The sequence below is a fragment of the Pseudomonas sp. C2B4 genome, assembly GCF_013359695.1.
GTDB lineage: Bacteria > Pseudomonadota > Gammaproteobacteria > Pseudomonadales > Pseudomonadaceae > Aquipseudomonas.
Window position 1 is genome coordinate 44239 of record NZ_JABFMU010000034.1, and the last position, 21528, is coordinate 65766.

Below are 21528 nucleotides of genomic sequence, written 5' to 3' on the forward strand. Positions count from 1 at the left end.
GGGTTACACCCGCTCGATGTTTTCGACCAAGGCGACGAGGCCGAGGTCTTCAACGACATAGGCGTCATTGGAGGACTGATAGTCGGCGATGCGGTCGTACTCCGGCTCGTCCTTCAGGTGGCGACGGCGGGCGCTTTCCTGCCAGTAGATGGACAGGTTGGCCAGGGTGGTGACCAGCACGCCGCCTTCGATGAAGAACGGTGCATCTTCGATCTTCAGGCCACCCACGCGACCCTTGGTGATGACCTCGTCGGCGGCGTTCTCTTCCTGGTTGGAGGCTGCGCCTTTTTCGACAGCTGCCAACTGCTTGTCATGCAGCAGGGCGCGGTCGACGATGGCGACCAGGTCAGTGCGCTTGCGGTGCCATGGGTCCAGCATCTGGATGGCATCGAAGACCAGACCGTCGAGAGTCTTGTAGTCGCCGGTGGCGCCCACAGTGACCTTGCCCGGGGTGGCGCCCTCATCGAGCACGCGCTCCGGTGCCGCGACGCGGATCTTCTGCAGCCATCCGATGTTGACGTCCTGCAGCAGCGGATTGGTGGCGCGGTCGGTTGCAGCTGCGGCGCTGGTACCGTTGAAGCCGATCATGATGCGATCGAGGCCCTGACGCTGAGCGATAGAGTTGGCCAGGCGCACCTGGAAGTCGGGGAACTTGGCCCAGGCATCCAGCAGTTGATAGGGGAAGGAAGTGTCGAAGTCCGTCTTCTTGCAGCTGTAGCTGTCTTTTTTCAAGTCAGCCACGTTCGCTGGGTTGCGGCGGTTACCGCCAGCGGTGTTGGTGCGGCTGGCGGTCGGACCGTTCACGCCCAAGGCAATGGCATCGCCTTCCTGGTCGTTGACGCCGATGACGTTGATGCGCTTGAGGAAGTCGCTGGACTCCTGAACTGCAGTCTCAAGCTTTTGCTGGACGGAAGGGGTGACGCTGAAGCTCTCGGCAGCGTTTGGCACGCCGTTGAGTTTGGCGACGTGAGTCAGCATTACGTTGTATACGAGGCGAGTTTCGTTACGCATGGATGATTCTCCAGTGATCGGTCGGGTGGTTTAGAAGTCGGACAGCACGGCGCCATCGCCACCAGTCACGGAAGGACGTTGCTTGTGGCTGTGGTCTTCGGTCTCACCCAGGCGCTTGATCAAGTCGGCGAAATCCTTTTCGAGTTTCTCGAACTTGGTCTGCAATTCCTGGCGGGCTTTCTGTTCAGCAGCAAAGGCGTCGGCCTGTTCGCTGCCATGGGTGGCCAGGCTGTCGATCAACTCGCCTAACGCGGCGAAGCTGTTGGCGTCCTTGCCTTCCTTTTCCTTGCTCTTGCCGAGAAGCTCGCCAACTTTCTCTTTCAGAGAGGCGAACATGCCGGGGGTGTCGGCGAACTCTTCGAATTCCAGGGCTGTTTCTTCCGCCGCAGTGAACAGGTTGTCCTTGTCCTTTTTGCGGTTGGCCAGGGTGCCGTGCTGTGTGCTGAAAGACAGCGCCTCGGTGCCAAGGCTCGCTGGTGAGTCGGTGATGGCGAGGCCGACCAGGTAGGCTTTGCCGCTGTCGGCGAACTTCGGCTGAACCTCGATCGAGGTGTAAACCTTCTGGCCTGCTTTGTTCAGGGCGAGCAACGCGTCGTTGGGTTCGAGTTGGCCGAACAGGGCCAGCTTCTTGACGCCGGCAATCTCGACCTCTTCGGCCTTGAGCGCCAGAACGTCACCGTAGGCACCGAACTCACCACCTGGCCAGTAACCCTTGATGTGCTCGCAGTTGATCCGCGCACCGTAGGTGTTGGGGCTGTAGGTGCTGGCCATGTCCTCGATCCAGCTGCGCTCAATATTGCGGCCGTCAGTGGTGGCGCCTTCAACGGCGATACGGGTCCATTTGGAACGGTATTTCTTGGCTGGGGTATCGGTCTTGCCGGCCATGCTGGGAGTCCTCATTGCGGTGGCGTTGTGCCTGGCGATGAGGGCATGGTCGGCATCGCGCGATGGCGCGGCAACGTGAGGGAGTTGTAGCGGGGCGGCTTACATGGCGCGGTGTTAGGGCCGCACGCGCGCGAACGGCAGCATCTGCGCCATGAACGCTATCGTCGAACTACCCACTGATCACCGCCGGCATGCCAAGCACCTGTATTGGCAGGGATACCGTGTGTGCGAGATTGCCGAGCTGATCGGCGAGAAGGAAAAGACCCTTCACAGTTGGAAAGCTCGCGACGAATGGGACCGGGCTACACCGCTCGAGCGTATCCAGGCAGCCACTGAGGCACGCCTGGTGCAGCTGATTCTCAAGGACCCCAAGTCCGGCGCGGACTACAAGGAAATCGACCTGCTCCACCGGCAATTGGAGCGGCAATCCCGAATCCAGCGATACCAGGACGGCGGTACCGAGACCGATCTCAACCCTGAATTGGCCAAACGCAACGCCGGGGAGAAGCGTAAGCCGAAGCGCAACGACATCCCAGAGGAAGCGGTCGAGAAGTTGATCGAGGCGTTTCTTGATGGTTGCTTCGACTACCAGAAAGACTGGTACCGCGCAGGCAATCAGCGCACCCGAACCATTCTGAAAAGCCGTCAGATCGGCGCGACCTACTACTTCGCCCGGGAGGCGTTGATCGACGCGCTGACCACCGGTCGCAACCAGATATTCCTGTCAGCCAGCAAGGCGCAGGCCCACATTTTCAAGGCCTACATCCAAGCCTTTGCCCGAGAGGTAGTGGAGGTCGATCTCACCGGCGATCCGATCATTCTGCCCAACGGCGCCGAGCTGCACTTCCTTGGTACCAACGCCCGGACCGCCCAGGGCTATCACGGCAACTTCTACTTCGACGAATTCTTCTGGACCTTCAAGTTCAATGAGTTGAACAAGGTTGCCTCCGGTATGGCGATGCAGAAGCAATACCGCCGGACGTACTTCTCGACGCCAAGCTCGATGGCGCATGAGGCATACACCTTCTGGACCGGCGAACGTTTCAACAAGGGCAAGCCGACCGCCCAGCAATTGAAACTGGATGTCAGCCACGATGCTCTGCAGCAGGGCAAACTCTGCGACGACCGGATTTGGCGTCAGATCGTCACCATCCTGGACGCGGAGGAAAGGGGCTGCGACCTGTTCGATATCGACGAGCTGCGGCTCGAGTACGACGCGGCGGCGTTCCAGAATCTGCTGATGTGTCAGTTTGTCGACGACGGCGCGAGCATCTTTCCGCTGAACATGCTGCAACCGTGCATGGTCGACAGTTGGTCGATCTGGACGGACTACCAGCCCTTTGCTGCCAGGCCCTTCGCTGACCGGCAGGTCTGGGTTGGGTATGACCCGGCAGAGTCGGGCGACACCGCCGGCCTGATCGTGGTTGCGCCGCCATTGGTACCAGGTGGCAAGTTCCGCGTGCTGGAGCGACACCAGTTCCGGGGGATGGACTTTGCCGCACAGGCGGAGACGATTCGCCAAGTCACTCGCCGCTATTGGGTCACCTACATCGGTATCGACACCACCGGTCTTGGCAGCGCCGTGGCGCAGCTGGTGCGCCAATTCTTCCCCGCGTTGCGGACGTTCTCCTACAGCCCCGAGGTCAAGACCCGTCTGGTGATGAAGGCTTGGGACGTGATCAGCAAGGGGCGACTGGAGTTTGATGCCGGCTGGACGGACCTGGCCCAGTCGCTGATGGCCATCCGCAAGACCGTCACCGCAGGCGGGCGTCAGTTCACCTACACCGCCGGACGCACTGACAACACCGGCCACGCCGATCTGGCGTGGGCGCTCTTTCACGCATTGCACAACGAGCCGCTGGAGGGCCAGACCGTGGCCAACACCGGCCTAATGGAGTTTTTCTGATGAGCAGCCCCCAGGAACAGCCGACCACGTCGCAACCAACCGAAGGTGAACTCCTGGTCAAAACCGGGGGCGGCCCGTCGATGGCATTCACCTTCGGCGATCCGGTACCGGTGCTCGATGGCAGGGAGATACTCGACTACCTGGAGTGCTGGTCAAACGGCCGCTGGTACGAACCACCGGTCCCGCTGGATGGTTTGGCGAAGTCCTCGAAAGCGAGCGTTTACCTGCAGTCGGGCCTGATCTTCAAGCGTAACGCGTTGGCTCGCACGTTCATTCCGCACCGACTGCTGAGCCGGCAGGCTTTCGAGCAAATCGTCATGGATTGGGGATGGTCGGGAAATCTCTATCTGGAGAAGCGCGACAACATGCTCCGGCAGGCCATGGGCCTGAAACCCTGTCTCGCGAAGTACATGCGCCGAGGCGTCGACCTGGACACCTACTACCAGGTGAAGGGCTGGCAGGACGAGCACGAATTCAAGCCCGGGAGTGTGTGCCACTTGCGGGTGGCGGACATCAATCAGGAAATCTACGGGCTGCCCGAGTGGCTGCCGGCTTTGCAGAGCGCGTTGCTCAATGAAAGCGCCACGTTGTTCCGCCGCAAGTATTACCAGAACGGCAGCCATGCGGGTTTCATCATGTACATGACCGACGCTGCCCAGAACGAGGACTTCGTCAACGATTTGAGATCGGCGATGAAGAACAGCAAAGGCCCGGGCAACTTCCGAAACCTGTTCATGTACGCGCCTGGTGGCAAAAAGGATGGCCTGCAGCTGATCCCTATCAGCGAGGTCGCCGCCAAGGATGACTTCGGTGCGATCAAGAACATCAGTCGTGATGATCAGCTCGCCATGCTGCGGATCCCGCCTCAGCTGATGGGTGTGGTTCCGCAAAACGCTGGGGGGTTTGGATCGATCCGCGATGCGGCTCAGGTCTGGGCGGTCAACGAGCTGGAGCCGGAGCAGGCCAGACTGCTGCAGATTAACGATTGGTTGGGGGAAGAGGTGGTGAAATTTCGTCCCTATGAGGTTCCGGCAATGAGCAACTGATAGTGATCAATCCCCCACAGCCCGACGCCCCAATCTTCCAAACGCCGCCTCCAGGCGGCTACGCACCCACCACCACCGGCTGCGAATGCGACCAGGGTTGCTAAACACGCGGCCGCCCGCGATACGCACGAAGCACCCTCCGCGTCCAAATTGCTTTCTCTGAAAGGCGCTGAACGGCGCTATTTCCTCGTGCAGAGTAATGGTGCATTCGGAGCGGGGCTCAAGACGCTTCGGTAGACCAGGCCAGGGATCTGGGCCATCGAACCAGTCGGAAAGGCTGCCATCCGCCGCCACCACTCCGACTGATGTGATCTCGATGGTATGCGGGCTCAGATTCGACACGACGACCAGGTCGTCCCGATAATGGCTGCCCAGGTACAGCTTAACGCTGGTTCGTCCTTTCCAGAGCGCCACGATGGATAAGGCGAGACCAGCGAAGGCTGGTATGCGTGCGCCCCAATCAATGTCCTTGTTCAAGGTCTCAGCCGTCGCACTCCAGCTTTCCTGAATCCACTGCCAGGCATCCATCAGCCATTGCCACTCCATGTCCATACCTCTCTCAGAAAATGGAGCTACCGCGCAAAAGTCTGCCCGGTTTCTTGAATGAAAGGCCCCAGCAAACCCTATCACTTTTCAGTCTGGCAAGCCATAGCTGGGGGGGGGGTTGGCCCAGTATTTCCGGGGCTTCCAGCAGGATGGGGGGCGGCAGGGCGCGCAGTCAAAGGTGGCACCTGTTGGGGGTGAGCTGGCAGCTACTTGTTGGGGGATTTTGACCCGGCGCGCGCAGTCGTCCCCCCGCCACGCCTGCGGGCTAAATGTGTCGTTTTTTCTGCGCCCCTGCACCCAGTCCACGCCGGCCCAGCCTGGGGCTGTGTGCATAAATACGTGGCCGAAAAAGCCTGCGAATCCCTGCGAGGGTGGGGCAATTCTCGGAGGTGGCTCGGGAAAAGGGTTAGTTTTTGAAAATGGGGGGAGAGGTGCTTTGCAGGCCCTGTGTTTGCTGGGCTCGAGTCCTAACTTTGGATGGTTAGTTATGGTTAGGTGTAAGGTTAGTAATTCGTAAGATACTGATTTATAAGGGTTTTATTTACTGATTTTTTAACAGTTATAAAGGTTAGGAAATTACCTCTCATAACCCTAAAGCTAACCTAGGACACCGACCGCAAGGCCGCGCAATACAAGGCTTTCAGGGTGATTAGCCAAAAACTAACCTTCCTAACCTGTTTCCCGTGGGTCAACATGAAAAGCCGAAAGCGCCTAGGGGGTGGGCGCTGGCAATGGTCCGTCAGATGTTGTGCATGCACGCTGCTGCACAAACACTCCCAGAAATTCAGTAACTGTCACCAAAACTGTCACCAGCTTTGTGTCACATCGACTTAATACCGCTGGAAGCCTTGAAAATATTGGAGCGGGTGAAGGGAATCGAACCCTCGTTATCAGCTTGGGAAGCTGGAGTAATGCCATTATACGACACCCGCTCGGAGCGGCTGACTTTGTACCAGATGTTGCCTTGGAAATGAAGTTTTTCTTTGTGGCCGATGGCTTTAGCGCAGGTGAGAGCAGCGTGTAGACCGTGCGACGGTCAATCGCGGGCAAGCCTTGCTCCTACAGAGCGGGGCTTGCTCGCGATGACGCTGTTTCAGATGGCCAATGCATGGTGGTCCTGGACGTAGTGGAAACGCGGTCGGCTTTCATGCTGCGCCGGCTTCAGGAACCCCAGCAGTGCATTGCGGCTGTCTCGGCAGGCGGCTTTGTGTTCCATGTCGAGAAAGTGGCCGGTGGCCTGCAGGGTGGTGAAGGTACTGTGCTGCACATGGCCGGCGAACAGGCGGGCGTCTTCGGCGGCGGTGTACTCGTCCCATTCACCATTCATGAACAGCACCGGCACATTGATTTTCTGCGCCGCGTTCAAATAGCACTGCCGATCACTGTTGAGCACGTCGTTGATGTGGAAGTGCATTTGCCCGTATTCGTGTTCCGCCAGGCTGCTGACATGACGGTAGTTGAAGCGCTTGAACAGCGAGGGCAAGTGTTTGCCGATGGTGTCGTTCACCAGATGCCCGACCCGGTCGCCGTCCCGGTTGCCGAGGTAATCGACGCCGCGCTCGAGGTAGTCGAGCATGTGCGCGTTGACCACCGGGGAGAACGAGCTGATCACGGCTTTTTCGATCCGGCGTGGCCGTTGCGACAGCGCGACCAGCGTCGCGGCACCACCGAAGGAAAACGACAGCACGTGTTCGGCTGCAAAGTGGTCGATCAGCTCCAGGAGGATCTGCCCTTCGATTTCCTTGGTCAGCATCTTTTCATGCCGGTTGTGGGCTTTTGACTTGCCCGCGTAGGGCTGGTCGTAGCAAACCACGTTGAACTGTGGATAGAGATTTTTCACGGTTTGAGCAAACGACGCAGTCGTGGACATCGAGCCGTTGACCAGAATGATGGTCTTCTCTGCGGCGCCTGCGCGATAGAACTCCGTGTAAACCCGATATTGACCCTGTATATCCAGCACAGCGATTTCTGGCCTCATGTCATAAGACTCCTGGCAAGCGGGTATGCGCGCAAAAGAGATTGCACGAGCTTTGTGACAGGTAGGCATATGCCTGGGAATTTGCTGGCCCATGTCGATCCAATGCAGTCCGGTCGACGGGTATTGTTATTGGCGGGCAGTCTGCCGGGTGAGGCCGGAACCCAAGGGTTCCTACCGGCAAAAAGTTTCTTAGAAGTATGTCGTGACTCGTCGGTCACATTTCGGCCGACGTCCTGATTCAAGCAGGGGTCACATCATTGCGCAAGTGCCGTTGGTAAATTGTTCTACAACTTTCTGCTGAGCGGTCGTCTGCTTAGATCAGAGCGATCTCTTCATCGCTCAGTGGGCGATATTCGCCCGGTTTCAACGTGCTATCGAGCACCAGTGGACCCATACGCTCGCGATGCAGGCGCAGCACCTTGTTGTCGAAGTGGCCGAACATGCGCTTGACCTGGTGATAACGCCCCTCGACGATGCTCAGGCGCGCCGATTTCGGGCCCAGCAGCTCTAGCCCGGCCGGTTGGGTGGTGAGGTCTTCGAAGGCGAAGTACAGGCCTTCGGTGAACTTGAGGGCGTATTCGGGGCCGATGTCCTGCTCGGTTTCGACGTAATAGACCTTCGGCAGTTTGGTCTGCGGCTGGGTCAGGCGACGCGACCAGCTGCCGTCATTGGTGATCAGCATCAGGCCGGTCGTGTTGAAATCCAGGCGTCCGGCGATGTGCAGTTCGTCCTTGTCCGGTTCATGGATCAGGTCGAGCACGGTCGGGTGCTGCGGGTCTCGGGTGGCACTGACGCAACCGGCAGGTTTGTGCAGCATGAAATGACGCAGCGGCTTTCCGGCTTGCAATACCTCATCATCCACCTCGACGCGACTGAACTCGCGGACGTCGGCATGTGGATCGCTGACGATTTCTCCGTCAACCCTGACGCGCTTTTCCACCAGCAACAGGCGCACCTGCTGACGGTTGAAACGGGGCAGGTTACTGAGGAAACGGTCGACGCGCATGACTCAAGGATCGGTGAGGGCAGGGGCGCGCATCTTACTTGATCGGCTGGGGCGCTGCTTGCAGCTGTGCCTCGACCTCAGCGCAACGTGGGCAGAGGCAGGAGGCGTTGCGCAGTTCGGCCGGCAGCGCTTCGAGCACCGCCGGATCGATGCTGACGCCGTAGCACCAGCACGCCCGATCGGCGGTTCTAGGATCGGCCAGGGCGCAATCGTTGGATGCGCCGCAGGCCGGGCAGAGGTCAGGCTGTTTCATAGCTGGAGTGAGGCATTTCCACGCAGGTTCGGTTGCGGCCACTTTGTTTGGCCCGGTACATCGCATGATCGGCCCGCGACAGCAATGTGTGCAAGGTATCGTCAGTCTGCAGGGTCGTCAGGCCGATGCTGACTGTCAGATGCAAGCTGCTGCCGTTGTAGGCATAAAGCTGTTGCTCCACATGCTGACGAATTTTTTCGGCAATCATCAGCCCGGTTTCACCGTCGGTGTCCTTGAGCAACACGATGAACTCTTCACCGCCCCAGCGGCAGACGATGTCGGAATGGCGCAAACAGCTTTCCAGATCCCGGGCGAAGCCAATCAGCACCTGATCGCCGGCCAGGTGGCCGTAGGTGTCGTTCAAGGCCTTGAAATGGTCCAGGTCCAGCAACAACGCGGTCAAGGGCTTGGGCTCGCGCTGGGCCTCGTGCATGGCTTGTGCAGCCAGTAGGTCGAAGCCGCGGCGATTGGGCAGTTCGGTCAGGCTGTCGAGGGTCGCCTGGGCCTGGATCTTGTCCTGATAACGCTTGATCACCTGGTTGAGCAGGGCCAGCACGATCAGGGTGACCACCAGGCAAATCAGCAGATTGAGGTAGAGCGAGCGACGGATGTCACTGAGGTCACCGTCTTCGCGCTTGTCGACGAACAGGTACCAGTTCAGCTCCGGAATGAAGCGCACGTTGAGGAAGTGGCCCTGACCCTCGCCGGAATACTCGTAGCTGCCGCTATGGGGTTTGGGCAACTGGCTGACCAGGTTTTTCATGCTGTCGAGTTCCCCCAGGGTCTGCCCGGCTAGGGCGCCATCCGGCCCGCCCTCGGCACCGGTGAGCACCAGGCGCCCGAACGTGTCGACGAAGTACACGCTGCGCTGGTAGCGCTGCTGGTATTTGTCGATCAGTTTGATGACCGCATCGACCGTCAGCCCGACACCTGCCGCGCCAATGAAGCGGTCGTTGTAGTCGTAGACCTTGTAGTTGATGAAGACGGTCAGGTTGTCCTTGTTGGCAAGATCCGGGTCGACGTTGATCTCGTAGGGATCCTTCATGTCGCGCACGCGAAAGTACCAGGTGTCACGGGGCTCGGTGGCCTTGACCTGCTTGAGTACGCCTTTGGCGTGGTAGTAAGTCAGGCTTTGGTTGGAGACGAAGAAGGCGGTGTAGGCACCGTAGTGGGTCATGACCTCGTTGAGGTAGCGGGTCATCTGGTCGGTGTCGCGTTCGCCGTTCACCACCCAGTCACGCATGAAGGTATCGCGGGACATCATCGAGGAAATCAGGATGGGCCGGACCAGGTCTTTCTGGATTTCCGAATAGACGGTGTCCGATGTCAGCGGCAGTTCGGTGTTGACGATGTTGTCGCGGATCGACGCCCGCGAGGCGTAGTAACTGAGGAAGGAGGTGGCCAGGAAGCCCGCGCCCAGCAATGCAACCAGCGTGAGTACCAACGAGCGTTGAGAGTACAGCGGCGAGCGAGGCGGCATGGCAATTCCATTGGCAATAATCCGATGGCAGCATTCTAGTGGTAACTGAAGGGAAAAGACTTCTGCATTTGTAGGGCGAATCGGCAAGGATCAAGGTCTGATGGCCCCATGGCTTTGTGGGAGCGAGCCTGCTCGCGAAAGCGATGTGTCAGACGCCACCGTTAGTGAATGTGCTGACGGCTTCGCGAGCAGGCTCGCTCCCACAGGTTCCGGGTTAGCCCAAGGTTTTCAGATACGCTCGCCAGCCGCCTCGATGGCTGATATCCACGGCACCTTCCAAGCCATACGCCTCACAGATAAACCCGCTTTCCCAGCGACCATCCGCCAGTTGCACCTTGCCCAGTCCCAGCGGCGCCGGAATGCCGGTGAGGAACGAGCCCAGCTCGCTGCTCGGCAATTCCCACACTTCCACGGCAATCGCCACGCCGCCACCTTTGACCCGCACCATGCCCGGACGGAAGGGTGGGCCGCCGGCCAGGGCATACAGGTGATAGTCGGGGGAGCTGAAGGTCGTTTCCACGAGTCGCGCACCGCGCTGTTTGAGCTGCCAGTTCAACGCCAGGCCATCCAGGTGCGCGCCACAGACCACCAGTCGCGCACGATCATGGCGAGCGACAACCGCAGGCGCAGGCGTCGCCAGACCCTGCTGGCGCTGCAGACCGTCGGCCACGCTCAACAGGTATTGATCGGTAAACGCCCGTCCAAACAGCGTCACGCTCCAAGGCAAGCCGTTAGCCATGAAGCCGCTGGGCACGGCGACGGCGGCGTAGTCGAGCAGGTTCATGAAGTTGGTGTAGTAACCCAGTTCCGAGTTGCGCAGCACCGGTTCAGCTTCCAGTTCAGCCAGCGTGACGGGGCGGCCGATGGTTGGTGTCACCACGCAATCCAGGTTTTCCAGTGCTTTGTCACACAGGGCTTTCAACGCTTGAAGCCGGTATTGGGCGCGGAAGGTTTGCACGCCGCTGACGGCCGGGGCCTTGGCCAGCACGGCGCGAATCACCGGCAGCACGGCTTCGGGATGTTGCTCCATCAATTCGCCGGCCACGCTATAGCGCTCAGCCACCCACGGCCCTTCGTACAGCAAGCGCGCCGCTTCGAGAAACGGTGACAGGTCCAGTTCCACCGCTTCGCCACCCAACGCCTTGAGCTGTTCGATGGCTTCATCGAACAGCACCGGGCCTTGTGTGCAGCCGAAGAACTCAAGGTCCTGCACCCGTGGCACGCCAAACCGGAAGGGGCGAGGAGCGCCGAATGCCGAGCCGTCATTCCACAGCGGATTGCTGCGGCTGTACTCATCCCGTGGGTCGAGATGCGCCGTGAGCGCCAGCAACTGACTGGCCTCCCGGGCGGTGGCGGTGAAGGTAGTCACGCAATCCAGCGTGCGACAGGCCGGCACGACGCCTGCGGTGGAGATCAACCCTTTGGTGGCTTTCATCCCGACCAGATTGTTCAATGCCGCCGGCACCCGCCCGGAGCCTGCCGTGTCGGTGCCGAGGGAAAAACTCGCGACACCGAGTGCGACCGCCAGCGAAGAGCCGGCGCTGGAACCGCCCGACGGATATTCCGGCAACACACTGTTCGGGCAAGCGCCATAGGGGGAGCGACTGCCATTGAGGCCGGTAGCGAATTGGTCGAGGTTGGTCTTGCCCAGCGGAATCGCACCGAGGGTCAGCAGTTGCTCGACGATGGTGGCCGAGTGCTCCGGCACGTAGGCAAACGCCGGGCACGCAGCGGTGGTCGGTATGCCCGCCAGGTCGATGTTGTCCTTGATCGCGAAGGGTACGCCGTACAACGGCAGGCTGTCGATGTCGCGACCGTCGAGGCCAGTGAGGTACGGTTCCAGTTCCTCGACGCTGAGCAAATGGATGAAGAGGTGATAGTCCGGGTTCAGCGCGGCGGCTTTTTCCCGCAAGGCCAGCAGCAGTTTGCGTGGCGTGGTCTCGCCGGTGTGGTAGGCCGCGCGCAGGGCATCGAGTTGCAAATTCATCGCGTTAATCCTTTTCAAATGGGTTCAGTCGAGTTCCAGCACCACGACGCGCTGTCCGGCGCGCACCGCCGAACCCGGTTGCACGCGTATTTCCCGCACCACACCGGCCATGGGCGCGAGCAGCGGAATCTCCATCTTCATCGACTCCAGAATCACCAGCACATCGCCGGCTTCGACCCGGTTGCCGGTCTCGACCTGGACCTGCCAGAGGTTGCCGGCGATGTGGCTGTCGACGCTCTGCTGACCGTTGGCCAGCGGTGCGTCCTCGCTCACCTCGGGTGCCAGTTCTTCACTGTCGAAATGCGCCTGGCCACTGGCGATCCAGCGCTCGCGCTCGGCGTTGAACGCGCCTTGTTGTTGATCGCGAAACGCGGCGATGGTCTCGGCCTCTTTCGCCAGAAACGCCTGGTAATCCGCCAGGTTCAACTGGCTGTGCTCGATGTTCAGCTCGAAGCGCCCCAGGGGGAAATCCCGGCGAATGCGCAGCAGTTCATCGGCGCTGACCGGGTAGAAACGGATCTGGTCGAAAAAGCGCAGCAGCCAGGGTTTGCCATCGAACGCGGCGACTTCGCGGTAGCGATTCCACATCTGTAACGTGCGCCCGACGAACTGATAACCGCCGGGACCTTCCATGCCGTAGACGCACATGTAGGCGCCACCGATGCCCACCGAGTTTTCCGCGGTCCAGGTGCGCGCCGGGTTGTACTTGGTCGTCACCAGGCGATGACGAGGGTCGAGGGGCGTGGCGACCGGTGCGCCGAGGTAAACGTCACCCAGGCCCATCACCAGATAACTGGCATCGAACACGGTGCGCTGCACTTCATCGAGGTTCGGCAGGTCGTTGATGCGGCGGATGAACTCCAGGTTGCTCGGGCACCAGGGCGCATCCTTGCGCACGGTGGTCATGTATTTCTCGATCGCCAACTGACAGGCCGGGTCGTCCCAGGACAACGGCAGATGGACGATGCGCGACGGCACCTGCAGGTCTTTGGCGGCGCACACGGCATCCCATTCACCGGCAACGATGCCCAGCAGATCGGCCAGGGGCAGTTGCTCGGGTTGGTAGTGCACTTGCAACGAGCGGATACCCGGCGTCAGGTCGATCACGCCGTGCAGGTGTTTGCTTTCCAGGGCCTGCATGAGGGCGTGGGCGCGAAAGCGCAGGACGAGGTCGAGTTCGGGGGCGCCGATTTCCAGGAGCAGGTGGGTGTCGCCTGAAAGCCTTGCCACCAACCTCGTATCGTCCTGCCCGATATCCAAAACAACAGGCGACACAATCCCTTGTAGGAGTGAGCCTGCTCGCGATAGCGGTGTTTCAGATACATCGAAGTCGACTGACATGGCCTCATCGCGAGCAGGCTCGCTCCTACAGGGGATGTTCCATTTCAGGGCGAGATTTCGGGCGGTTGTGAGATCGACGGGGTGGAACTGCACCTTGTCACCGGCCTTCAACTGCCCGAGTTGCCAAAGATCCGCCTCGATCACCGTCACCGGGCACACAAACCCGCCCAGGCTCGGCCCGTCCGGACCGAGGATCACCGGCATGTCCCCGGTGAAATCCACGGCGCCAATCGCATACGGATTGTCATGAATGTTCGACGGATGCAGTCCGGCCTCGCCACCGTCGGCCCGCACCCATTCCGGTTTCGGTCCGATCAGGCGCACGCCAGTTCGGCTGGAGTTGAAATGCACTTCCCACTGGGTAGCGAAGAAAGTGCCGATGTAGTTTTCCGTGAAGTATTCCGGTGCGCCATGGGGGCCGTAGATCACCCGGATTTGCCGCACGTCGGGCAACTCGGTGACCTGATTTTCAGCCAGTTGCTGACCGACGTTGCGGTCGCTCAAGGCCGGCACATGCAGTACATCGCCGGCCCGCAGCGCACGACCGCCATGCCCGCCAAACTGGCCGAGGGTAAAGGTGCTTTTGCTGCCCAGGTAATCCGGTACTTGCAGGCCACCGCGCAGGCACAGGTAGCTGCGCGCGCCTGCACCGGCGAGGGTGCCGAGGCTCAAGGTCGCGCCTGCGGGAATCAGCAACGCCGTGTTCATGGCGACGGTTTCACCGTTCAACGCCAACGGGATCGCCGCGCCGGTCACCGCCACCACGGCCTCGCAATTGAAGCGCAACAACGGTCCGCTCATGGTGATTTCCAGCGCGGCAGCACCTTCATCGTTGCCCAGCAAAAGATTGCCCAGCCGCAAGGCGCGACTGTCCATCGGCCCCGACGGCGGTACGCCCACCGCCCAATAGCCGAGGCGGCCTGGATAGTCCTGGACGCTGGTTTGAGTGCCCGCGCTGAGGACCTCGAAGGTGTTGGCCTGATACACCAGCCCTTCAAGGCAGCGGGTCCACGGCTGGCCGCTGGCGAAGGGGGCATCGAGCAGAATCTGCCGCAGGTAATCGCGGTTGGTTTCCACGCCATACAACAGGCTGTCGCCCAGGGCCTGATGAAGATCGGCGCGGGCTTCTTCACGGGTGGGCGCCCACGTGATGACCTTGGCGATCATCGGATCGAAGTACGGCGGGATCTCGCACCCGGCCTCGACCCAGGTATCGATGCGCAGCTGTTTGCCATCGGCGACCGGAAAATTCACCGCGGTGAGCAAACCGGGACTCGGTTGGAAATCCCTGCCCGGATCTTCGGCATACAGCCGCGCCTGGATTGCATGGCCCTCGGCTTTCAAGCCTCGACCCAACGCTCTCAACGGTGGCAGATCACCGGCCGCCAGTTGCACCATCCAGCGCACCAGATCCACGCCCCACACCTGTTCGGTCACGCCGTGCTCGACCTGCAAACGGGTGTTCACTTCGAGGAAGTAAAAACGCCGGGCGTCGCTGTCGAACACAAACTCCACGGTGCCGGCGCTGCGGTAATTCACGGCTTTGGCCAGCTTGATTGCCGCCGCGCACAGCTCATCGGCCATGCCTTCGGGCAGGTTCGGCGCCGGGGTTTCCTCGAGCACTTTCTGGTTACGCCGTTGCACCGAGCAATCACGCACGCCGAGGGCGATCACTTCACCGTAACCGTCGCCGAACACCTGCACTTCCAGGTGTCGGGCACGTTGGATGTACTTCTCGATGAACACGCCGGCGTCGCTGAAATTGTTCTGGCCGAGGCGTTTGACGGCTTCAAAGGACTCGCTCAACTCGGCGGCGCTGCGGCATACCCGCATGCCGATGCCGCCACCGCCGGCGGTGCTTTTGAGCATCACCGGGTAGCCGACCTGTTCGCCGGCCATCAGCGCCGCGTCGAGGCTGTCGAGCAGTTCGGTGCCTTCGAGCATGGGCACGCCGTGTTGCCTGGCCAGTGCGCGGGCGGTGTGCTTGAGGCCGAACACCCGCAACTGCTCTGGCGTCGGGCCGATGAAGGCAATATTGGCGGCTTCACAGGCTTCGGCGAACGCCGCGTTTTCCGAGAGAAAACCGTAGCCGGGATGGATCGCCGTGGTGCCGCTGGCTTTGGCGATGGCGAGGATTTTTTCCACCGCCAGATACGTACCGGCCGCCGCTCCTTCACCGAGGCTGTGGGCCTCATCGGCTTGCAGGATGTGCAGGCTGGCCGCGTCGGCCTCGGAGTAAACGGCGACGCCCTGGACGTCCAGTTCACGCAGGGTGCGCAGGATGCGGCAGGCGATGGCGCCACGGTTGGCAATCAGGACTTTTTCGAACATGGCATAACCCCTGGAGGGGATGCGGGCCGTCCCGCAGTTTTTCGATGAGCGCCGGGGTCGTCCCTGGCGGAAAAAACCATTCACTTCAGACCACCACCGAACCCCTGTAGGAGTGAGCCTGCTCGCGATTGCGTTCTATCAGTCGACATCAGTGGTGAATGTGCTGACGCCATCGCGAGCAGGCTCGCTCCTACAGTGTGTGGTGGTGTTCTTGAGGTTTTAGGCACTGCCCCGAACGGGCCTGGCACAGGGCAAACAACCAGCGGCGCACACGGCTCAGATTCAGTTCCATACCAATAGCTCCGCCGGGGTCGGGTTGTAGGCGTTGCACGGGTTGTTCAGTTGCGGGCAGTTGGAGATGAGCACGATCACGTCCATCTCGGCCCTTAGGTCGACGTATTTGCCCGGTGCGGAAATCCCGTCTTCGAAGGTCAGCCCGCCATCGGCAGTGACCGGCACGTTCATGAAGAAGTTGATGTTCGGCCCGATGTCGCCCTTGCCCAGACGCCCATCGTGGACGCAAGCGCGCAGGTAGTTGTCGCGGCAGCTGTGCATGTAGCGTTTTTCCAGGGCGTAGCGCACGGTGTTGCTCTCCTGCGCGCAGGCACCGCCCAGGGTGTCGTGGCGGCCGCAGGTGTCGGCGACGATGGTCAGCATCGGCTTGCCGAGGTTGGAATACAGCACGCTGCCGGTGCTCAGGTACACGCTGTTCTGCCGGCGCAGGGTGCGCTGCACGTCGTAGCGTTCCTTCGGGTTGGCGACGCTGTAGAACAGCGTATCGACCGCCTGATTGCCTTCCAGGTCGAGGATGCGCAGGGTCTGACCGGCCTTGACCTCCATCAGCCAGGGTTCGCCGGCGGGGATGGTGGCGCGGTAGACCGCTGTTTCAGGCTGTCTGTTTGTAGCAACGGCAGCAGTAGCGATGGCGAGTGACATGGCAGCGATCCTCAAGCGAACAGACGGTCGGTGTTGATGAAGCCGCGCTCGTTTTCCGGGCGCGATGTGCGGCAGTGTTCGGCGACGCTGGGGTCGGCGTTCATCCAGCTGAGTTTTAGCGGTTTCGGTGCGTATTGCGGCGAAGGATCCATTGGATGCTGCAGGGCGGTGAGCACCACCAGGGTATCCATCGGTGCATATAGCTCGATGTAGTCCCCGGCCTTCGAGTTGCCCTCGACAAAGTGAAACCGTCCGGCGTCATCGACGTTCACCCGGCTGAACAGGTTGAGGGTCATCAACAGGTCCGACAGGCCCAGGCCCCACTTGCCCAGTTCCACCAGCAGGTTGTCGGTGCCGTTGCGGAAGAAGCCGTTACGCAGTTCCTGATAGCGCCCGGCGCCGTATTTTTCCGTGACTTCTTCAGCGCAGAGCACGCCGCCGAGGCTGTCGCTCCAGCCGCAGGTGTCGGCGGTGATCGCCGCCAACACGCGGCCCATGTCCGAGTACAGGCAGTGGCCGGTGGTGAGCTTGGCGGTGTGTTGGCATTTGAGGCTGTCGGGCAGGTTCAGGCGCTCGGTTTTTTCGTTGGCGTTGAGCAGCGTCAGGCTGACGTTGGCGCCGCCGCGAAGGTCCGTCAGGCGCAGCAACTGGCCGCGTTTGAGCACGAATGAACGATGGCCGCCGCCGGGGAGCATTTCTTCGGCGAAGGGCGGGAACAGTTGGGTCGAATCAGTCATGGAAAAAATCTCCTAAGCGGTACGAAGCGTGCCCGCCAGTTGCACCGGCAGGGCATCGACGGCGGCGCGTTGTGCGCGGCGGTCGCTGTTCAAAGGGATGTCGTAGGTGATGCGCGCGCCATAGGCGCCGGGGGCGTGCGGGTCGACGCGGACCTTGTCGAACACCAGCAGGCGGGTGCCGAGGCTGAAGCCTTCGGACAGGTCATGGGTGACCATGAACACCGTCAGTTGGGTCTCGCGCCACAGCTCCAGCAGCAAGGCGTGCATGTCTTTGCGGATACCCGGATCGAGGGCGCCGAACGGTTCGTCGAGCAGCAATACCCGTGGCTTCATGATCAGCGCCTGGGCAATGGCCAGCCGTTGTTGCATGCCGCCGGAGAGCTGCGCCGGGTACTTGTCCAGAGAGTGGCCGAGGCCAACTTTGTGCAGCAGCACCGAGGCTTGTTCGCGGGCGTCTTTTTTGGCACTGCCGAACAACCGGCCCAATACCGGTGAACGCGGCAGTTCCAGGCCAAGGGCGACGTTGTCCAGCACGCTCAGGTGCGGGAACACCGAGTAGCGCTGGAACACCACGCCACGGCTTGCATCCGGTTCGCCGGCCAGCGGTTGACCGTCGAGCAGAATCTCGCCTCGACTGGCTTTTTCCTGACCGAGCAATAACCGCAGGAAGGTCGATTTGCCGCAACCGGAAGCGCCGACGAGCGTGCAGAACTCACCTTCGTTGACGTTCAGGTTCAGGCCTTCGAGCACCACCTGATCGGCGTATTGCTGCCAGACGTTCTTTACGGTGATGAAGCTCATGCCCGTGCTCCTTCATACCAGGGGAACGAACGCTGAGTCAGGCGCTTGAGGCCCCAGTCCATCAACCAGGCGAGCAGGGTGATCCACACCACGTAGGGCAGGATCACATCCATGGCCAGGTAACGACGCACCAGGAAAATCCGGTAGCCGAGGCCGTCGGTGGAAGCGATGGCTTCGGCGGCGATCAGGAACAACCACGCCGAGCCGAGCATCAACCGCAACGAGATCAACAGGCGCGGCAGCAATTGCGGCAGCACCACCCGCAGCATCAGGGTCCAGGTCGAGGCGCCGAGGGTCTGGGCCTTGATCAGCAACTCCACGGGAATCTCCCGGGCGCGTTGTTCCAGGTCGCGGGCCAGGGCCGGCGTAATGCCGATCACGATCAACATCACTTTCGACAACTCACCGAGGCCGAAGACGATGAACAGGATTGGCAGGATCGCCAGTGGCGGCACCATCGACAGCACCGTCAGCAACGGCGACAACGGCGCGCCGAACAGCGGCAAAGTGCCCGCAGCCATCCCCAGGCACAGCCCGGCCAGTGCACTGATACCGAGGCCAATAGCCAGGCGTCGCAGGCTGGAAGCGGTGTCCTGCCACAGCACGTATTCACCGGTGCGGGCATCGGCGACGAAGGCCAGGCGCTTTACCGCGTCGGTCATCTGCACGGCGCTGGGCAACAGCTTGTCGTTGGGGTTTTCCGTCAGCCGCTCGGCCGAGCCCATGAAGTAGGCGAACAGCACCAGGGCGAACGGCAGGATCACCAGCAACAGGCGACTCGGGCGATCCGGGTGGCGATTGATCAGGCGCATGGCCAAGTCCTCTTGTTACAACTTGGCGTCGGCGGCCATTTGCACGTAGCTCGGGTCGAAACGCAGCTTGAGGTTGCCCTTGTCGCCGCTGGTGACGCCGTTGGCGAAGGCCATGCCGACCGCGCTGGTGTCCTTGGCGCCTTCACCCAGCAAGCCGTGCTGGAACGAAAACTCCGCCACCTTGCGCATGGTTTCCGGCAGTTGCTTGCTGGTGCTGAACGCCAGGGCCTCCTTGGGCGTGGCGAACAATTTGGTGGTGTCGAGTTGCGCCTGGAAACCGGCCAGGTCTGTACCCGAGGCCTTGGCCATGTGTTCCAGTGCAGCCTTGCCCGCGGCGTTTTTCGCGTTCATCAACTCGACCACTTCGAACCAGGCACCCGTCAACGCCTTGCCCAGCGCCGGGTTGTCCTTGAGGGTCTGGGAGTTGATCACCATCATGTCCATGATCTCGCCGGGGATCTGGCTGGAGTTGAACACTTCGGTCACCGCAGGCTTGGCCTTGATGTCCGAGAGCATCGGGTTCCAGGTGGTGACGGCGTTGACCTGATCAGTGTTGAAGGCGGCCGAGATGTCAGCGTCGGAGGTGTTGACCACTTTCAGGTCTTTCTCGGTGAGGTCCACCGAATCCAGGGCCCGGGCCAGCAGATAGTGGGAAACCGACAGCTCGACCAGATTGACGTCCATGCCCTTGAGGTCGGCGACTTTCTTGCCTTCGCCCTTGAGCACGATGCCGTCGTTGCCGTTGGAGAAATCGCTGACGATCAGCGCGGTGCTGTCCACGCCACCGGCCGCCGGAATGGTCAGGGCATCCATGTTGGTCATGGTGCAGCCGTCGAACTGGCCAGCGGTGTACTGGTTGATCGATTCGACGTAATCGTTGAGCTGCACCACATCGATCTTGATGCCGTACTTCTTCGCCCACTTGTCGACGATGCCCTGGCTGCCGGCGTATTCCCATGGCATCCAGCCGGCATAAATCGTCCAGCAAACGCTGAAGTGGTCTTTTGGCGCGGCCTGGGAAGAGAGACTGACAAGGGCTGCGAAGGCAGCGGCGAAGAGGGCGGGTAAACGAAGCTGGGACATGGTGGTTCTCCAGTTGATCAAGGGCGGGCAGGAGTCAACGCGGCACCGCGAACGGTGGCTTGTCTCCCGGGCTTTTGTCCCGCCGTGTAACCTCAACTGGAGGTCGCCAACTCTCGGACCAGTCACTCGCGCTTGCGAGCCGGAACCCTAGTCAGCCATTGCAAATTGTGGTGCCGCGAACCTGTGATGACTCCTGCACGGCTTTGCTAAAGCGAGAGCCGTGCCAAGTCCGTTGAACCGCTCTGGCATGGGGGATTGCGCGAACGAAGCTTTGAAAAGGGGCGTGTGCATTGCCATGTGATGGTGCGCGGGTGCACCGCAATGGACCGTATTGGCCACTGATCTGATGCGGCGCACTTGATAGCCGATTGCGAGTCAAATGGGGTGTCAGTCGGCCTGTACCGGCTGCGGGTCTTTCAGGAGGCCGCCATGTTTCGTCGACTGTTGTTCGGTGTTGTGCTCGGTCTGGGATTGTCCGGCTGCTATTACTACGCCGGTGGCTACGATGTGTACTCCTCGCCTTATTACTACCCCGGTTACTCGCCTTATTCCTACTATTACGGCCCGCGCTATTACTACGGCGGCCCGCGTTTCTATGGCGGCTATCGCTATTACTACTGGGGCGGGCACGCACCACGTTATTACGGCGGTGGATATCGCCATGGGCACCATTAATCGGCACGTGAATAGATGAAAAACCTTTCATCGGCGACATGTTTCAACTTGTTACGGGAACGCACCAGATTCCGAAAACGAGGTCAGATGTTTCGACAGTTGCAGAACATTCGACTGTCGCCTGCCAGCGTCGCTGGCGTGGCTCACTCGCGGTCCAGGAGGCCGCTATGTATCGCCAAATTCTACTGATTGCTGTGTTGGGTTTGTCCCTGGGTGGATGCGTGCCTTATTCCGATGGAGGAGTCAGTTACTACAGTTCAGAGGTCTATACATCGCCGGCCCCCGCCTATTACTCCAGCGGCGGGCCTTACTATTACAACGACGGGTATTACACGCCACCTCGCCGGTACTACGCGCCGCCTGCCCGGTACTACCAGCCGACGCCACGGTATTACCACCAGCCGCGGGTTTATCAACCAGCGCCGCGCTATTACCAGCCAGCGCCGCGCCACTATCAGTCTCGGCCAGACTATCGGGCGCATCAGAATCATGGATGGGATGGTCGTAATCGCGGCGGATGGGACAACGACCATCGTCGCGGACGAAACGACAATTACGATCGTCGAGGCGGCCGCAATGGGCGTGGTGATAACGACGGGCGGGGTAATCACCGCTAATCCGTTTTAAACGCAATTCCCCTGTGGGAGCGAGCCTGCTCGCGAAGGCGGCGTATCAGACAGCACTAATGGCGTCTGACACTCCCTCTTCGCGAGC

At 60.8% G+C, this 21528-nt stretch carries 18 protein-coding genes, 1 tRNA gene and 1 riboswitch; of the genes, 4 read left to right on the forward strand and 15 right to left on the reverse strand.

Going from position 1 to position 21528, the window contains the following annotated elements; genetic code table 11:
- Positions 1-3 precede the first annotated feature (3 nt).
- A complete protein-coding gene (locus HNQ83_RS20270; protein WP_175390576.1) occupies positions 4-1011 on the reverse strand; it encodes a phage major capsid protein, P2 family in 1008 nt (335 codons plus the stop codon).
- A gap of 30 nt (positions 1012-1041) precedes the next feature.
- The gene (locus HNQ83_RS20275; RefSeq protein ID WP_175390577.1) at positions 1042-1896 is read right to left on the reverse strand and encodes a GPO family capsid scaffolding protein; all 855 of its coding nucleotides are present in this window, start codon (positions 1894-1896) and stop codon (positions 1042-1044) included.
- Between the two features lie 151 nt (positions 1897-2047).
- Here HNQ83_RS20275 and HNQ83_RS20280 point away from each other — a divergent pair, with 151 nt between their 5' ends.
- Both HNQ83_RS20280 and HNQ83_RS20285 read left to right on the forward strand, forming a co-directional pair.
- Positions 2048-3802, forward strand: a complete 1755-nt coding sequence (locus HNQ83_RS20280; RefSeq protein ID WP_175390578.1) for a terminase ATPase subunit family protein — start codon at positions 2048-2050, stop codon at positions 3800-3802.
- A complete protein-coding gene (locus HNQ83_RS20285; RefSeq protein ID WP_175390579.1) occupies positions 3802-4848 on the forward strand; it encodes a phage portal protein in 1047 nt (348 codons plus the stop codon). The genes HNQ83_RS20280 and HNQ83_RS20285 overlap by 1 nt, the downstream gene beginning before the upstream one ends.
- 6 nt (positions 4849-4854) lie before the next feature.
- Here the strand turns inward: HNQ83_RS20285 and HNQ83_RS20290 are convergent, their stop codons facing one another.
- The 13 genes from HNQ83_RS20290 to HNQ83_RS20350 form a co-directional block, all read right to left on the reverse strand.
- A complete protein-coding gene (locus HNQ83_RS20290) occupies positions 4855-5400 on the reverse strand; it encodes a hypothetical protein (protein ID WP_175390580.1) in 546 nt (181 codons plus the stop codon).
- An 852-nt stretch (positions 5401-6252) separates the two neighbouring features.
- Positions 6253-6326 (reverse strand) — tRNA-Gly (locus HNQ83_RS20295).
- A 161-nt stretch (positions 6327-6487) separates the two neighbouring features.
- The gene (locus HNQ83_RS20300) at positions 6488-7372 is read right to left on the reverse strand and encodes an alpha/beta fold hydrolase (RefSeq protein ID WP_175390581.1); all 885 of its coding nucleotides are present in this window, start codon (positions 7370-7372) and stop codon (positions 6488-6490) included.
- 313 nt (positions 7373-7685) lie between these two features.
- Positions 7686-8378 (reverse strand): pseudouridine synthase, encoded by a 693-nt coding sequence (locus HNQ83_RS20305; protein ID WP_175390582.1) that lies wholly within the window; start codon positions 8376-8378, stop codon positions 7686-7688.
- 34 nt (positions 8379-8412) lie between these two features.
- Positions 8413-8631 carry a cysteine-rich CWC family protein gene (locus HNQ83_RS20310; RefSeq protein WP_175390583.1) on the reverse strand — a complete coding sequence of 73 codons (219 nt, stop codon included), beginning with the start codon at positions 8629-8631 and terminating at the stop codon, positions 8413-8415.
- The gene (locus HNQ83_RS20315; protein ID WP_175390584.1) at positions 8618-10111 is read right to left on the reverse strand and encodes a sensor domain-containing diguanylate cyclase; all 1494 of its coding nucleotides are present in this window, start codon (positions 10109-10111) and stop codon (positions 8618-8620) included. Before HNQ83_RS20315 ends, HNQ83_RS20310 begins: the two co-directional genes overlap by 14 nt.
- Before the next feature lie 214 nt (positions 10112-10325).
- On the reverse strand, positions 10326-12098 hold the full coding sequence (gene atzF / locus HNQ83_RS20320; protein ID WP_175390585.1) for an allophanate hydrolase: 1773 nt from the start codon (positions 12096-12098) through the stop codon (positions 10326-10328).
- A 24-nt stretch (positions 12099-12122) separates the two neighbouring features.
- Positions 12123-15770 carry an urea carboxylase gene (gene uca, locus HNQ83_RS20325; protein WP_175390586.1) on the reverse strand — a complete coding sequence of 1216 codons (3648 nt, stop codon included), beginning with the start codon at positions 15768-15770 and terminating at the stop codon, positions 12123-12125.
- Between the two features lie 282 nt (positions 15771-16052).
- Complete coding sequence (locus HNQ83_RS20330; RefSeq protein ID WP_175390587.1) at positions 16053-16706, reverse strand: urea amidolyase associated protein UAAP2; 654 nt, start codon at positions 16704-16706, stop codon at positions 16053-16055.
- Positions 16707-16717: 11 nt separating this feature from the next.
- Positions 16718-17443 carry an urea amidolyase associated protein UAAP1 gene (locus HNQ83_RS20335; protein WP_175390588.1) on the reverse strand — a complete coding sequence of 242 codons (726 nt, stop codon included), beginning with the start codon at positions 17441-17443 and terminating at the stop codon, positions 16718-16720.
- 12 nt (positions 17444-17455) lie between these two features.
- Positions 17456-18244, reverse strand: coding sequence for an ABC transporter ATP-binding protein (locus HNQ83_RS20340; protein ID WP_175390589.1), 789 nt, complete (start codon positions 18242-18244; stop codon positions 17456-17458).
- Positions 18241-19056 (reverse strand): ABC transporter permease, encoded by an 816-nt coding sequence (locus HNQ83_RS20345; RefSeq protein ID WP_175390590.1) that lies wholly within the window; start codon positions 19054-19056, stop codon positions 18241-18243. The genes HNQ83_RS20340 and HNQ83_RS20345 overlap by 4 nt, the downstream gene beginning before the upstream one ends.
- 15 nt (positions 19057-19071) lie before the next feature.
- Positions 19072-20139, reverse strand: a complete 1068-nt coding sequence (locus tag HNQ83_RS20350) for a putative urea ABC transporter substrate-binding protein (protein ID WP_175390591.1) — start codon at positions 20137-20139, stop codon at positions 19072-19074.
- A gap of 61 nt (positions 20140-20200) precedes the next feature.
- Positions 20201-20301: riboswitch (guanidine-I (ykkC/yxkD leader) on the reverse strand.
- 267 nt (positions 20302-20568) lie between these two features.
- Here HNQ83_RS20350 and HNQ83_RS20355 point away from each other — a divergent pair.
- On the forward strand, positions 20569-20814 hold the full coding sequence (locus HNQ83_RS20355; protein WP_175390592.1) for a hypothetical protein: 246 nt from the start codon (positions 20569-20571) through the stop codon (positions 20812-20814).
- A gap of 167 nt (positions 20815-20981) precedes the next feature.
- A complete protein-coding gene (locus HNQ83_RS31260) occupies positions 20982-21431 on the forward strand; it encodes a hypothetical protein (RefSeq protein WP_256669093.1) in 450 nt (149 codons plus the stop codon).
- The last annotated feature ends 97 nt before the right edge of the window (positions 21432-21528 follow it).